The sequence below is a fragment of the Burkholderia sp. L-4 genome (assembly GCF_056856535.1).
Genome location: NZ_JBXEOX010000003.1, coordinates 73,373 through 86,635 on the forward strand (window position 1 = coordinate 73,373; position 13,263 = coordinate 86,635).

At 66.7% G+C, this 13,263-nt stretch carries 13 protein-coding genes; 9 read left to right on the forward strand and 4 right to left on the reverse strand.

Features of this window, described 5'->3' with window-relative positions:
- Positions 1–23: 23 nt before the first annotated feature.
- Positions 24–1,736 carry a hybrid sensor histidine kinase/response regulator gene (locus AC1VVG_RS30855; protein WP_482837335.1) on the reverse strand — a complete coding sequence of 571 codons (1,713 nt, stop codon included), beginning with the start codon at positions 1,734–1,736 and terminating at the stop codon, positions 24–26.
- Positions 1,737–2,045: 309 nt separating this feature from the next.
- Positions 2,046–2,684: a response regulator gene (locus AC1VVG_RS30860; protein ID WP_049028533.1), complete on the reverse strand. Its 639-nt coding sequence runs from the start codon at positions 2,682–2,684 to the stop codon at positions 2,046–2,048.
- Positions 2,685–3,213: 529 nt separating this feature from the next.
- On the opposite strand from AC1VVG_RS30860, the gene AC1VVG_RS30865 reads away from it, so the two are divergent.
- The 7 genes from AC1VVG_RS30865 to AC1VVG_RS30895 all read left to right on the forward strand — a co-directional run bounded on the left by AC1VVG_RS30865 (position 3,214) and on the right by AC1VVG_RS30895 (position 9,502).
- Positions 3,214–5,166, forward strand: coding sequence for a sensor histidine kinase (locus AC1VVG_RS30865; protein WP_482837337.1), 1,953 nt, complete (start codon positions 3,214–3,216; stop codon positions 5,164–5,166).
- A 117-nt stretch (positions 5,167–5,283) separates the two neighbouring features.
- Positions 5,284–5,850, forward strand: a complete 567-nt coding sequence (locus AC1VVG_RS30870) for a TetR/AcrR family transcriptional regulator (RefSeq protein ID WP_034191971.1) — start codon at positions 5,284–5,286, stop codon at positions 5,848–5,850.
- Between the two features lie 224 nt (positions 5,851–6,074).
- On the forward strand, positions 6,075–6,500 hold the full coding sequence (locus AC1VVG_RS30875; protein ID WP_034191970.1) for an organic hydroperoxide resistance protein: 426 nt from the start codon (positions 6,075–6,077) through the stop codon (positions 6,498–6,500).
- Positions 6,501–6,558: 58 nt separating this feature from the next.
- Entirely contained in the window at positions 6,559–7,593 is a 1,035-nt protein-coding gene (locus AC1VVG_RS30880; RefSeq protein WP_482837339.1) for an alpha/beta hydrolase, read from the forward strand.
- 267 nt (positions 7,594–7,860) lie between these two features.
- Positions 7,861–8,232 carry a CidA/LrgA family protein gene (locus tag AC1VVG_RS30885; protein WP_034191968.1) on the forward strand — a complete coding sequence of 124 codons (372 nt, stop codon included), beginning with the start codon at positions 7,861–7,863 and terminating at the stop codon, positions 8,230–8,232.
- Positions 8,229–8,963 carry an LrgB family protein gene (locus AC1VVG_RS30890; RefSeq protein ID WP_034191967.1) on the forward strand — a complete coding sequence of 245 codons (735 nt, stop codon included), beginning with the start codon at positions 8,229–8,231 and terminating at the stop codon, positions 8,961–8,963. The genes AC1VVG_RS30885 and AC1VVG_RS30890 overlap by 4 nt, the downstream gene beginning before the upstream one ends.
- 233 nt (positions 8,964–9,196) lie before the next feature.
- Complete coding sequence (locus AC1VVG_RS30895; protein WP_034191966.1) at positions 9,197–9,502, forward strand: hypothetical protein; 306 nt, start codon at positions 9,197–9,199, stop codon at positions 9,500–9,502.
- Between the two features lie 90 nt (positions 9,503–9,592).
- Here the strand turns inward: AC1VVG_RS30895 and wrbA are convergent, their stop codons facing one another.
- Both wrbA and AC1VVG_RS30905 read right to left on the reverse strand, forming a co-directional pair.
- The gene (gene wrbA / locus AC1VVG_RS30900; protein ID WP_226252535.1) at positions 9,593–10,195 is read right to left on the reverse strand and encodes an NAD(P)H:quinone oxidoreductase; all 603 of its coding nucleotides are present in this window, start codon (positions 10,193–10,195) and stop codon (positions 9,593–9,595) included.
- Between the two features lie 61 nt (positions 10,196–10,256).
- Positions 10,257–10,982, reverse strand: coding sequence for a pirin family protein (locus AC1VVG_RS30905; RefSeq protein WP_482837342.1), 726 nt, complete (start codon positions 10,980–10,982; stop codon positions 10,257–10,259).
- A gap of 127 nt (positions 10,983–11,109) precedes the next feature.
- On the opposite strand from AC1VVG_RS30905, the gene AC1VVG_RS30910 reads away from it, so the two are divergent.
- On the forward strand, positions 11,110–12,027 hold the full coding sequence (locus AC1VVG_RS30910; protein WP_124608660.1) for a LysR family transcriptional regulator: 918 nt from the start codon (positions 11,110–11,112) through the stop codon (positions 12,025–12,027).
- Between the two features lie 94 nt (positions 12,028–12,121).
- Positions 12,122–13,243 (forward strand): Fic family protein, encoded by a 1,122-nt coding sequence (locus tag AC1VVG_RS30915; RefSeq protein ID WP_208456740.1) that lies wholly within the window; start codon positions 12,122–12,124, stop codon positions 13,241–13,243.
- The last annotated feature ends 20 nt before the right edge of the window (positions 13,244–13,263 follow it).

Consider the following 13,263-nt stretch of genomic DNA (forward strand, 5'->3'; position numbering starts at 1 on the left):
CGTCGCGCGTTTCGGTCCTGGTCTCATCTGCCCTTCGGCGCACCCAGGCAGCGCATGATTGCCGAGCGCAGCTTGTCGCTCGGCACCGGCTTGTGCAGCAGCATGAAGCCGCCGCGCTGCGATCGGCCGGGCCGGCGCGCGGTGGTGTCGCCGGTGATCAGCATCGCGGGAATGGCCGCGTTGAATTCTTCGCGAATCCGTGCGATCGCGCCGATTCCGTTCTCGTCGCCGCGCAGGTGCAAATCGCAGATCAACAACGTCGGGGGTACGTCGCCGGTCGCCAGAAGCGCGATCGCGTCGTCGACCGACGGCGCCACGACGACGCGGTATCCCCAGCGGGTGAGCAGGATCGACATGCCCGCGCGGATGGCCGCTTCGTCGTCGATCACCACGACGAGGTGCGCCGCGGCCGCGGCGGCCTCGTCGAAGGCGAACTCGTCGACGGCGGTCGCGGGCGGTTTCACGACCGCGTCCACTCGCACCAGGCGCAGTTCGAAGCACGAGCCCTGCCCGGGCGCCGAGCGCAGTGCCAGCGGGCACTCGAGCAGCTCCGCCAGGCGCCGGACGATCGCCAGGCCGAGGCCCACGCCCTGTTCGTGGCCGCGGTCGCGATGGGGCAACTGGTAGTAGTCGTCGAACACGCGGCTTTGCTGATCGGCGGGAATGCCGCGCCCGGTATCGATCACTTGCAGGCGGACATGCGTGTGTGTGCGCCGGCAGCCCACCACGATCCGTCCCGCGTCGGTATAGCGCACCGCGTTGGACAGCAGGTTGCGCGCGATCCGCTCGATCAGCACCGGATCGGAGTCGACCACCACGGTGCTCGGCACGTACGACAGGTGCAGCCCCTTCGCGCGCGCGTCGACGGCTACGTCCCGGCACACCCGCTCCAGCACCGAATCGATCGCGAACGGCCTGCGATGCACGGGCACGACACCGGCATCGAGCCGCGAGATGTCCAGGATCGCGGTGAACAGCTCGTCCATCGCATTGACGGATTGGTCGATGCGTTCGACGAGCAGCGCGCCATCGACGGGCATCGGCACGTGCCGCAATGCGCCGACGAACAGGCTCAATGCATGGACGGGCTGGCGGAGGTCATGGCTTGCCGCCGCGAGAAAGCTCGATTTGACGCGCACGGCTTCCGCGGCGAGATCCTTCTGCTGCCGGAAGTTTTCGGCCAGTTGAGCGGCCTGCTGGCGCGCGTGTTCGGCGGTCCGTTGCGCATGGATGAGCTGCAACTGCATCTCGATCTGGTTGCGCAGCTCTTCGACCAGCCGGATGTACCGCTCCGAATAGGCGTTTTCCTTGCAGTCGAGCAGGCAGATCGTGCCGAACGTCGTCATGTCCGGCCAGCGGATCGGCAGGCCGAGATACGAAACCATATTCACGCGCAGATCCGGATTGTTTCGCCAGCGTTCCGATCGTCGCGCGTTCGGCACGACCAACGAGCGGCCGCTCTCGATCACCGCTTCGCAATAAAGCCCCGATCCGTGCAGCTCGGCCGATTCGCCCGGATAGAACGGATTGCCTTCGGATCGGCTCGCCACCAGCACGCGGATGTCTTTTCCGACGTTGCGCATGATCAGCGCGGCCGGCACGCCGACGATTTCCGCCATCAGGTCGACGAGACGCTGCCAGCGCGCGATCACGTCGGCGGCCAGGTCGAACGGGACGTCCGAGGCTGCCGAAACGATCGGCGGCGGGGCTTCGGGTGATTCGTCGGCGCGCGTCATGCGCAGGCTCCTCGGGTATCACGCCCCGGACCCGGAGCCCGCATGCGGTATCGCGACCGGGCCCGGCGGTCGGCGTCGGTGCCGCGCCCGTTCATTGCCACGTGAATGCACATGAATGTCCGTCAAGTGTCGTTCATTGCGTGTGAGGCGAATTGCAATCGCGCGCGTCGCAGGCGGGTGCATCGGGGAGTCGGAGGATCGCGCCACGCTTCGTGTCTCGGGGCGGGGTTGTCATCAACGCCCCCGTTTGCGTCGAGGATGCAGAAAAATTTAGGCGATCCCCGCCGGCAACGCAATTCGCGCTTCCGGTCAGATGAGTCCGGCCTTCCTGCCGACGGCAGCCGCCTGCGTGCGATTGATCACGTTCAACGCCTTGAAGATCGCAGTGATGTGCGCCTTGACGGTTTTTTCCGACAGGCCGAGCTTGCGTGCGATGACTTTGTTCGGCATGCCTTCCGCAAGATAGCGCAGCACTTCGATCTGGCGGTGCGTCAGCAACTCGTCGCGCGAAAGCGTCGTCGCCCCGGCGCTGTCCGGCTGCTGTGTCGCGTGTTCGTCGAGTACGAGCGGTGGCACGTAACGCTCGCCGCTGAGCGCGATCCGGATGGCAGACAGCAGCGTATGCGGGCTGGCCGATTTCGGCACGTAGCCCATCGCGCCTTGCGTGAATGCGGCGCGCACGGCGCCCGGATCTTCCGACGACGACAGCACGATGACGGGCAGCCCCGGGCGCATCTTCGCGAACACGGCGAGCGCGTCGATCCCGTCCATGCCTCGAAGCTTCAAGTCGAGCACGATGGCGTCGAGGTCTGCGTGCAGGTTGAGCAGGTGCAGCGCGTCATCGGCGCTGCTCGCCTGAACGACGATCATGTCGGCGTCTTCCCGACGCAGCAGCATCTCCACGCCGTCACGCAGGAGCGCGTGATCGTCGACGATCAGTATTTTCATGGGCGCGATGGGCTGTGGGAAAGCCGACGCCTATCCGATAGGAAAGAACAGGATTGTACAAGACGAAAGTCGTAATACTAACGTCCTGCTTATCCGGTATTTCCCCTGCGTCGAACGTCGCGTTTACATTCCGTTTGAAAAGGTCGAGACTCCATCGCGGCAGTGGCTAATGGCAGGCGATTCAGGCGGCGCCGTGCTGCGATCGTCGGCGTACGTCTGCCGCTGAATGCCGACTGAAACCCAGGTGTATCGCAGTGCGAAGCAAGCGTGCGGCGGAAGGCCGTCGAAATTCGCCGCACGGGAGCCGTTGAATCGGATATTTCACGATGAAATAAGCATGATGAAACGGCGTATTTTTTTCCATGTGTCATTCGATGGCGAGGCCATTGATTTCGATTGTGCGTCAATTGATGCCGGCGACGAGTGTTGTCAACGGAAATGACGTAATTCAGGAATCGAACGTGACGTATCCATGTCCCACCGGCGATGCCGAATCGGGTGTGCTCCGTTGCCGAAGCGGACGGGCGCCATGAGCTTCGATGGCCTCTCGATCCAACAGCGGATGGGCATCGGCTTCGTGCTCGTCGTGATGCTGACGATCGTGGCGTGTGGAACGATCGTCCTGGAAAGCTACCGGCAATACCGGCAGGGGAGCCTCGATTTGCGCGATTTCGGGCGGGTCGAGCGCGCGATGGTCGCGGCGAACCTGATTTCGGCCGAACGCTGGCCGGCCAACACGCTGCTTGCGTTGCAGCGGCGCGACCCGGCGGCGGACGTGGAGGCCGTAAGCGATGCGCGGATGCGCTCGAACCTGGCACTCGACGCGCTTCGAACGGACATCGCGCAGGCGGCGACCCTCGAGGCACCCGAGCGGCGGATCGCGTTGCGTGCGCTCGAGTCGATCCGCGCGGAACTGGACGGCGCCCGTGGCGAAGTCGACGCGCTCGCGGCGCAGCCGCTGACGGCGCGCACGGTGTGGCAGGTTCAGGCGGCGCAAGACCGGATGTTCGCGGTCGCCGACGATCTCGCGTCACTGGCCGACGACGTCATGGCCGGCACGGCAATGCGCAATCCGGCGACGTCGGGTTTGTTGATGCTCGCGCACCTGCTTGGCGACCTGCGCGAATATACCGGCCGGCTCGGCTCGCTGTTCGTCGCGTCGCTGATCAAGCGCGAGCCGATCGGCGAGGAGCGGCTCGCGAGCATCATCCAGATGCGCGGACGCATCATGCAGCTGCGCGCGTTGATCGCCGGCGCGATCGCGCCGCTGCTCGCCGACACGACGCTCGCAAACGACTTCGCACGACTGAACGACACGCTGGACGGCAGCTTCCTGCCGCTGGTCGCGGCGACGATCCGCGCGAGCCGGACGGGTGCGTATGCGATGAGCGTCGAGGACTTCGCGCGGCGGATCATGCGCGATCTCGGGGCGTCGGAGCAACTGCGCGACCGCGTGATCGAAATGACGAGCGCGCGTACCGTCGAGTTGCGCGATGCCGCCCGCGTCAGGATGGCGCTATCCGTCGCCCAAGCGGCGCTGTGCACGTTGATCCTGTTCCTGCTCGTGCGCGGCACGCAGCGGACGCTGTCGAAGCCGCTCGCCGAGCTGAGCCGGCGCATCGTCGCGCTGAGCCAGGGCGATGTGTCGCCGATCGCCCGGGTGCCGGGCGCGAGCCCGGAGATCGGGCGGGTGAACGACGCACTGGACATGCTGCGCGGCGCCTACGTTCGCCGTTCGGTGCTCGAGCGGCAGCGCAGCGACATGCTGACGCTGTTCTCGCATGACATGCGCGCGCCGCTCACGTCGGTCGTCGTGCTGGTGAATGCGCCCGCCGAATGCCCGTCCGGCTGCACCCTGCGCGAGCGCCTGCATGAAATCGGCAGGCTGGCGTGCCATACGCTGGCGATGGCCGACGGTTTCGCGCAGGTCTCGAGGGCGGAGGCGGGCGAGTGCGTGTCGGAGCTCGTCAACGTCGCTGACCTGATGAATCAGGCACGGGATGAAATCTGGCCGCGCGCGCAGGAAAAGCGGATTGCCGTCGAGGACGTGCCGCGTTGCGACGAAGCGCTCGTGTACGGCGACCCGGCACTGCTGTCGCGCGCGCTGGCCAACCTGCTCGGTAACGCCGTCGAGTACAGCGCACCCGATACCCGTATCGAGTGCACGGTTGAACTGACCGACGATCGCGCGTCGGTGCGCTGCATCATCCGCGACCACGGTTACGGGATCGCCGCCAGCGAACAGGCGCATCTGTTCGAGCGTTATCGGCGCTTTCGCCTGCAAGGGCAGCCGTACACGAAGGGCGTCGGGCTCGGAATGGCGTTCGCCAAGGCGGTCGTCGATCGGCATCGCGGCGAGATTCGCGTGGACAGCGCGGCCTGGCAGGGCACGACGGTAGTGCTGCGCTTGCCCGTGGCCGGGGCGGACGACGCGGCGGAAAGCGCGAACCGCGAGACGCTGGCCGAACCCGTCCCGGGCTGAGGGCCGGCGGCGACGAGCCGGCCGGTGCGCTCGCCGGGGTGCCAGATTTTCAGGCTTTTCATGGTGCCCCGAAAAAAGTCCTTGACTGTCTATCTATGAGTAGATAAAGTTCGATCCATGGAAACGAAACCGACCGTCCGCGAACAGATTCTCGATCACGCGATCACGCTGATGATGCTGCGCGGTTACAACGGCTTCAGCTATCGAGACCTGTCCGACCTGGTGGGCGTGAAGACGTCGAGCATCCACTACTACTTCCCGTCGAAGGACGATCTGGTGCTGGAAGCGGTGGCGGTGTACAGCGACGAAGTCCTCGCGGCCATGCGGACGATCGATCCGGCATTGCCGGCCGACGTGAAGCTGAGCCTGTACACGAAGATGTTCGGCCGCACGCTCGGCGACGGCAACCTGATCTGCCTGTGCGGGATGCTCGCGGCCGATATCGAAACGCTGCCGGAGAACGTGCGGCAGGCCGTGCAGGCGTTCTTCAAGGCCAACGAAAGCTGGCTGGCGGCATTGCTGGCGCAGGGCGCGAAGGAAGGTACGCTGCAGTTCAGCGGCGAACCCGATACGGCCGCGCGCACGTTGTACGCGGCGTTTCAGGGTAGCGTGCTGGCCAGCCGGCTGTTTCATACGCGGGCGCGCCTCGAGGATGTCGAGGCCGTCTGGAAGGCGCGGTCCTGACGGACCGCGCGGGTAGCAGGGCGGTTCGCCGCCGTTTTATGGGTTCTTGTTGTCTATTTAGTGATAGATAGACAATCGGCGCAGAAGGTAATGCTTCTGTATTTTTTGGGGATGCTTGTCTATCTATGAGTAGATAAACAAGCGCGGGACCGGCGGAAAAAGCCGACGGCACGCGATCCCCGGTTCGAAGGTTGTTTCGTTCATTTACCGAAAAGGAGTCTGTCATGTCGATCGAAAAAGTGTTGTACCGCGCCCATGCAAAAGCCACCGGCGGCCGTGACGGTCGTGCGACGGTGCCCGAAAGCGGTCTCGACCTGAAGCTGACCACGCCGCGCGAACTCGGCGGCGCGGGCGGCGCAGGCGCGAACCCCGAGCAGCTGTTCGCCGCCGGCTACAGCGCGTGCTTCATCGGCGCGATGAAGTTCGTCGCGGCCCGCGACAAGATCGCGATGCCCGCGGACGCCGCCATCGAAGGCAGCGTCGGCATCGGCGCGATCCCGAACGGTTTCGGCATCGAAGTCGAACTGAAGATCTCGCTGCCGGGCCTCGATCGCGACGTCGCGCAAACGCTGATCGACCGTGCGCACGTCGTCTGCCCGTACTCGAACGCGACGCGCGGCAACATCGACGTCACGCTCACGCTTCTCTAATCAGTCGCACTACGAATCATTTGTCGTCATTCAACCGCGAACGCCAAGGAACACCATCATGAAGATCGTCAAGCCGCTGCTGATCGCCGCCGCCGTTGCGGCCGCGCTGTCCACCGCCCCCGCCGCATTCGCGGCCGGCGCCAATACCATCCGTCCCGATACGAAGACGAGTGCGTTCCTCGCCGTGCTGAACGGCCAGAAGGGCCCGGGCCTCGAAACGCTGAGCCCCGCGAAGGCGCGTCAGGTGCTGGTCGATGCGCAGAACGGCGTAAAGGTGGACCTGTCCGGCATCGACGTGTCGAACCGCACGATCGAGCAGGACGGCCTGTCGGTACCCGTCACGATCGTGCGCCCGCAAGGCGCGACGGGCACGCTGCCGGTCTTCGTGTTCATCCACGGCGGCGGCTGGGTGCTCGGCGACTTCCCGACACACGAGCGCCTCGTGCGCGATCTCGTCGTGCAGTCGGGCGCCGTCGCGGTGTTCGTGAACTACACGCCGTCGCCGGAAGCGCATTACCCGGTTGCGATCAACCAGGCCTATGCGGCGACGAAGTGGGTGGCCGCGCATGGCGCCGAGATCGGTGTCGACGGCAGCCGCCTCGCGGTGGTCGGCAACAGCGTCGGCGGGAACATGGCGGCCGTCCTGGCGCTGATGGCGAAGGACAAGGGCGGCCCCGCGATCCGCTTCCAGGGGCTGATGTGGCCGGTCACGGACCACAACTTCAATACGGGCTCGTACAACGCGTACCAGCAGGGCCACTTCCTGACGCGGCCGATGATGAAGTGGTTCTGGGACGCCTACACGAAGAACGAAGCGCAACGCAACGAGATCTACGCGTCGCCGCTGCGCGCGAGCACCGCGCAGTTGAAGGGCCTGCCGCCCGCGCTGATCCAGGTGGCGCAGTTCGACGTGCTGCGCGACGAAGGCGAAGCGTATGGCCGCAAGCTCGACGCGGCCGGCGTGGATGCGACGACCACGCGCTACGACGGCACGATCCACGATTTCGGTTTGCTGAACGCGCTGGCCGACGATGCACCGACGAAGGCCGCGACGAAGGCGATGGCCAACGAAATCGCGACGCGGTTGAAGTAACGGCGGCGGGCGCGCACGCGCGCCGCCAGTGTCGCGGTGCGTGTAAGAACGGAACGAAGGCGGGCATATGCCCGCCTTTTTTGCATGCGACCGGCGCGGTTGGCGCGGTGAAGCACAACGGTGTCCGCAGGGGCGACACGGTCGAGCCGGGATCGTGCGATTGCGCCGTCGCGACCGGCGGCCGGCAATGTTGGTACGATCGCGCGTATCGTCCATGCCGGCGCGGCAAGCCGCCGGCCCGGCGCAACCATTCGGGAGAAGCGGTTCATGTTGCAGGCGTTCGCGGTCTTGCTGATCTTCCAGTGTCTCGGCGAAGGCGTGTCCTATCTGTTCGGCCTGCCGGTGCCGGGCCCCGTGATCGGCATGCTGCTGCTGTTCGGCTTCGTGATGCTGCGCCCGCAGGTGGCCGATGCGATCGAGCCGACCGCGCTCGAGCTGCTGCGCCATCTGTCGCTGCTGTTCGTGCCGGCCGGCGTTGGCATCATGGTGTCGGCCGATCGCGTGCGCGGCGATGCGGTCGCGGTCGTCGTCGCGCTGGCCGTCAGCACCACGCTGGCGATCGCGGTGACGGCGCTCGTCACGCGTGCGCTGCTGCGGCGCCAGCGCCGCGCGGGCGGCAACGCGGAGGGCGTGCAATGACGGCCTTCCCGAAACTCGGCGCGATCTGGGTCTATCTCGCCGCGACCCCGCTGCTCGGCCTGACCATCACGCTGGTCGCGTATCTGTTCGCGCAGGCCGTCTATGCGCGGGCGCGCTTCAACCCGCTCGCGAACCCGGTGCTGATCGCGGTCGCGCTGATCGTCGTGCTGCTGACGATCACGCATACGCCGTATCCGACGTATTTCGAAGGCGCGCAGTTCGTCCACTTCCTGCTCGGCCCCGCGACCGTCGCGCTCGCGCTGCCGCTGTACCGCCAGTGGTCGAAGCTGCGGCGCACCGCGCTGCCGCTGCTCGTCGGCCTGCTCGCGGGCTCGCTGACCGCGATCGTGTCGGCGGTCGGCATCGCCGCGCTGTTTGGTGCGTCGGGCCAGACGATCGCGTCGCTCGCGCCGAAATCGGCGACGACGCCGATCGCGATGGCGGTCGCCGCCGAGATCGGCGGCATTCCGTCGCTCACCGCCGTGCTCGTGATTTCGACCGGGATTTTTGGCGCGGTATGCGCACGTGGCATCCTCAATCTGCTGCGGGTCGACGAGCCGGCCGTGCGCGGCTTCGCGCTCGGCGTCGCGTCGCACGGGATCGGTACCGCGCGCGCGTTCCAGGTCAGCGAGGAGGCCGGCGCGTTCGCCGGGCTCGGGATGGGGCTGAACGGCGTGCTGACGGCCTTCGTCGTCCCGATCCTGCTGCCGGTGTTGTCGCGCTGGATCTGAACGCGCGCCGGTCGGCCGCGGGCTATCGGTTTCCCTGATGGCGCGGATGGCAGGCCGAAAGGACGGCCCGTGCCGCTTGCACGTATCGTTGTCGTTATCAGGAGAATTCAGGAACGCACACGGACATTTGCGCGGCGATCGGCTAACGTTGCATCGGCGCCGTTGTCGCAAGCCGTCGCGTGCGCGCCGGTGTCCGATAATCCACAATCAACACTCGACAAGGAGATCCGGCCATGAAGCAGTCTCGCGTTGTTTCGGTGGCAGCAGCAGTAGCGGCGTCGTGCGGTCTGTTGTTGACCGCCGTGCCGGCGGCATACGCGCAGGATCCGGCGTCCGCGCCGACGCAGAAGCAGCTCGACAAGGCGCAGAAGAAGGCGGCGCGCAAGGCGGCCCGTGCGCGGCACGCGTCGGACCTGAAGGCGATCGGCACCGGCAGCGGTTACCGGCTGACCAACGACCAGAGCAACTATCCGCAGAACGCCGTGCAGAAGGCGCCCGCGACGAAGGCGGCGCCGGCCGCGCCGGCTTCGGGCCAGTAACGCCCGCCAGCCCTGCACAGGACGAACGGCGCCGGTCGAACCGGCGCCGTTCGTTCGTGCGCGCAACGGCAGCGGCGCGAGGCCGCCGCGTTACGACGCGAGCTTGCTGGCGATTTCCGCGACGTGCTTGCCCTGGTAGCGCGCGATGTCGAGTTCGTTCGCGCTCGGCTGGCGGCTGCCGTCCGCGCCCGCGAGCGTCGTCGCGCCGTACGGCGTGCCGCCGGTGATTTCGTTCATGTTGACGAGCCCGCTGCACGCATACGGCACGCCCACGATCACCATCCCGTGGTGCAGCAGCGTCGTGTGGAACGACGTGATCGTCGTTTCCTGGCCGCCGTGCTGCGTGCCGGTCGATGCGAACACGCTGCCGATCTTGCCGACGAGCGCGCCCTTCATCCACAGGCCGCCCGTCTGGTCGAGGAACGTGCGCATCTGGCCGGCCATGTTGCCGAAGCGGGTCGGCGTGCCGAAGATGATGGCGTCGTAGTCGGCGAGTTCGTCCACCGTGGCGACCGGCGCGGTCTGGTCGACCTTCACGCCGATCGCGCGGGCCTGGTCGACGGGGATCGTTTCCGGCACGCGCTTGAGCGTGACCTCGACGCCGGGCACCGATTTCGCGCCCTCGGCGATGTGCTGCGCCATCGTTTCGACGTGCCCGTAGGACGAGTAGTAAAGAACCAGAACCTTGGCCATGTTGCGAATCTCCGATTAAAAAGGCCCCGCATTCAGCGGGGCCCGGTTTCCCGAACGGGCGTCATGCCCACTCGGCCGTCACTTCGACCGGACGCAGGTCGAACACCAGCACTTCGGCCTCCTGGCCGTCGGCGATCGTCAGCGCCTGTTCGCCGCGGATGCGCGCGCCGTCGCCTTCGCCGAGCGTCACGCCGTTGACCGTCACGCTGCCGCGCGCCACGTGCACGTAAGCAAAGCGGCTCGGGTCAAGTTCCAGCGTCGTGCGCTCATCGCCGTCGAACAGGCCCGCGTAAATCCGTGTGTCCTGCCGGATCTTCAGCGAACCGGCGTCGCCGTTCGGCGACACGACGAGGGCGAGCTTGCCGCGCTTGTCGTCGGCCGCGACATTCGTCTGCTGATAACGCGGCTCGGCACCCTTTTCGGCCGGCCCGACCCAGATCTGCAGGAAGTGGACCGGCGTGTCCGGCGAGTGGTTGAACTCGCTGTGGCGCACGCCCGTGCCCGCGCTCATCAACTGCACGTCGCCTGGCACGATCACCGAACCGGTGCCCATCGAGTCCTTGTGTTCCAGCGCGCCGTCGAGCACGTACGACAGGATTTCCATGTCGCGGTGCGGGTGCGTGCCGAAGCCGCGGCCCGGCGCGACGCGGTCGTCGTTGATCACGAGCAGGTCGGAGAAGCCGACTTGCTTCGGATCGTAGTAATTCGCGAACGAAAACGTATGACGGGAGCTGAGCCAGCCATGCTCCGCACGGCCACGTTGGTTTGCTGCACGGATTTCGATCATGATTTTTTCCTTGAAGTCGCCGGACCTCGGAAGTGGGCCCGGCCGTTCGTTGAGATGAATCTTAGGTCAATCGATTTGACAAATAAATGGCTGTAGAGATAATGACTGTCGCTATGGAGTGGACAATATGGAACTCAACGACCTGAGGATCTTCGTCGCGACCGTCGATGCGGGCAGCTTCACGGCGGCGGCCGACCAGCTGATGCTGTCCAAGCAGTTCGTCAGCCGGCGCACGATGGCGCTGGAGGCGTCGCTCGGCGTGCGGCTCCTGCACCGCAATACGCGCAATCTCGCGGTGACCGAATCGGGGCAGGAGTTTTATGCGCGCGCGCAGCGCATCCTGGCGGAGATCGCCGACGCCGAGCAGGCGATGTCGGTGCGCAGCACCGAGCTGCACGGCTCGCTGAAGATCAGCGCGCCGCTGTCGTTCGGGATCACCCATGTGTCGCCGCTGATCGCCGAATTCCTGTCCGCGCACCCGGCCGTGCGGCTGAACCTCGACCTGACCGACCGGCGCGTCGACCTGATCGGCGAAGGGTTCGACCTCGTGCTGCGGATCGGCTCGCTCGAGGATTCGACGCTGATCGCGCGCCCGCTGGGCGCATGGCGGATGATCGCGTGCGCGAGCCCCGCGTACCTGAAGCGGCAGGGCATGCCGCAGACACCGGCCGATCTCGCCGGTCACACTTGCCTGCTGTACGGGCGCGAGCGGCGCGTCGGCTGGGAATTCCGCGTCGACGGCGCGTCACGCACGTTCGACGTGCAGGGGCCGCTCGTCGCGAACAACGGCGAAGTGGTGCGCGACGCGGCGATCGCGGGGCTCGGCATCGCGCTGCTGCCGCACTTCATCGTCGGCGCGGCGCTCGACAGCGGCGCGCTCGTGCCGGTGCTCGACGCGTACGTGCCGCCGCCGATCACGCTCAATGCGGTGTTCCCGCAGCATCGGGAAGGGTTCGTCACGCTGCGCACGTTCATCGGATTTCTTGCCGAGCGGCTCGGCGACGCGCCGCCGCCCGGGAAGCGCGACGCGGGCCGGACGCGATAGCAGGCCACCGTGCGGTGAATAGCGCGCATATTCTCCGCAAAATATGCGGGGAATATTGAGTCACGCGGCGAATCGGTGGGATAATCTCCGCATCATGAGCGGAGATTACACTTTCATCTGGGAATCGGCCGATTGGCCGGCGTGGCGCTTCGACCTTCCGGCACTCGCGACGCCGCTGGCCGACGTCAGCCGCGCGCAAGGCATGCTGGCCGGGCGGCTGGCGGACATCGGCCTCGCGCTGCGCGACGAGGCGAGCCTGGCCGCGTTGACGGAGGACGTCGTCAAGACCAGCGCGATCGAGGGCGAAACCCTGAACGTCGCATCGGTCCGCTCGTCGATCGCGCGCCGGCTCGGGGTCGACATCGGCGCGCTGGCGCCGGTCGACCGCCACGTCGAGGGCGTCGTCGACATGGTGCTGGACGCGACGATCCATGCGGCGGCGCCGGTGACCGAGGCGCGCCTGTTCGGGTGGCATGCGGCGCTGTTCCCGACCGGCTATTCGGGATTGTCGCGAATCACGGTCGGCGGATGGCGCACGGATGCGAGCGGGCCGATGCAGGTGGTGTCCGGCCCGATCGGCCGGCAGCGCGTGCATTTCGAGGCGCCGCCGGCCGCGCGCCTGACGCACGAGATCGCGCGCTTTCTCGCGTGGCTCAATGCCGAACCGGCCGAGCCGTTGCTGATCCAGGCCGGCCTGGCCCATCTGTGGTTCGTCACGCTCCACCCGTTCGACGACGGCAACGGCCGTATCGCGCGTGCGCTCGGCGATCTGGTCCTGGCGCGCGCCGACCGGAGTCCGCAGCGTTTCTACAGCCTGTCGGCGCAGATCCAGCGCGAGCGCAATGCGTACTACGACGTGCTGGAGCGCACGCAGCGCGGTTCGCTCGACGTCACGGAATGGCTCGCGTGGTTCCTGGATACCCTCGGCAGGGCGATCGATCACGCACACACGACGCTCGACGCGGTGCTGGTGAAGGCGCGCTTCTGGCAGCGCTGTGCGGGCTTCGCGATGAACGCGCGCCAGGCCAAGGTGATGAATCGCCTGCTCGACGGTTTCGAGGGGAAGCTGACGACGACCAAGTGGGCGGCCCTCGCGAAGTGCTCGCAGGACACCGCGCTGCGCGACATCGCGGAACTCGTCGAGCGCGGCGTGCTGCGCCGTTCGTCGTCCGGCGGCCGGAGCACGAGTTACGAGCTGGCGCCGTTCGACGGCTGATACCCGTTCGCGCGCTCGAC

Excerpts from the sequence above, each read along its gene's own strand:
- AC1VVG_RS30855 (WP_482837335.1), bottom strand. The coding sequence starts at position 1,736 with ATGACGCGCGCCGACGAATCACCCGAAGCCCCGCCGCCGATCGTTTCG.
- AC1VVG_RS30860 (WP_049028533.1), bottom strand. The coding sequence starts at position 2,684 with ATGAAAATACTGATCGTCGACGATCACGCGCTCCTGCGTGACGGCGTG.
- AC1VVG_RS30865 (WP_482837337.1), top strand. The coding sequence starts at position 3,214 with ATGAGCTTCGATGGCCTCTCGATCCAACAGCGGATGGGCATCGGCTTC.
- AC1VVG_RS30870 (WP_034191971.1), top strand. The coding sequence starts at position 5,284 with ATGGAAACGAAACCGACCGTCCGCGAACAGATTCTCGATCACGCGATC.
- AC1VVG_RS30875 (WP_034191970.1), top strand. The coding sequence starts at position 6,075 with ATGTCGATCGAAAAAGTGTTGTACCGCGCCCATGCAAAAGCCACCGGC.
- AC1VVG_RS30880 (WP_482837339.1), top strand. The coding sequence starts at position 6,559 with ATGAAGATCGTCAAGCCGCTGCTGATCGCCGCCGCCGTTGCGGCCGCG.
- AC1VVG_RS30885 (WP_034191968.1), top strand. The coding sequence starts at position 7,861 with ATGTTGCAGGCGTTCGCGGTCTTGCTGATCTTCCAGTGTCTCGGCGAA.
- AC1VVG_RS30890 (WP_034191967.1), top strand. The coding sequence starts at position 8,229 with ATGACGGCCTTCCCGAAACTCGGCGCGATCTGGGTCTATCTCGCCGCG.
- AC1VVG_RS30895 (WP_034191966.1), top strand. The coding sequence starts at position 9,197 with ATGAAGCAGTCTCGCGTTGTTTCGGTGGCAGCAGCAGTAGCGGCGTCG.
- wrbA (WP_226252535.1), bottom strand. The coding sequence starts at position 10,195 with ATGGCCAAGGTTCTGGTTCTTTACTACTCGTCCTACGGGCACGTCGAA.
- AC1VVG_RS30905 (WP_482837342.1), bottom strand. The coding sequence starts at position 10,982 with ATGATCGAAATCCGTGCAGCAAACCAACGTGGCCGTGCGGAGCATGGC.
- AC1VVG_RS30910 (WP_124608660.1), top strand. The coding sequence starts at position 11,110 with ATGGAACTCAACGACCTGAGGATCTTCGTCGCGACCGTCGATGCGGGC.
- AC1VVG_RS30915 (WP_208456740.1), top strand. The coding sequence starts at position 12,122 with ATGAGCGGAGATTACACTTTCATCTGGGAATCGGCCGATTGGCCGGCG.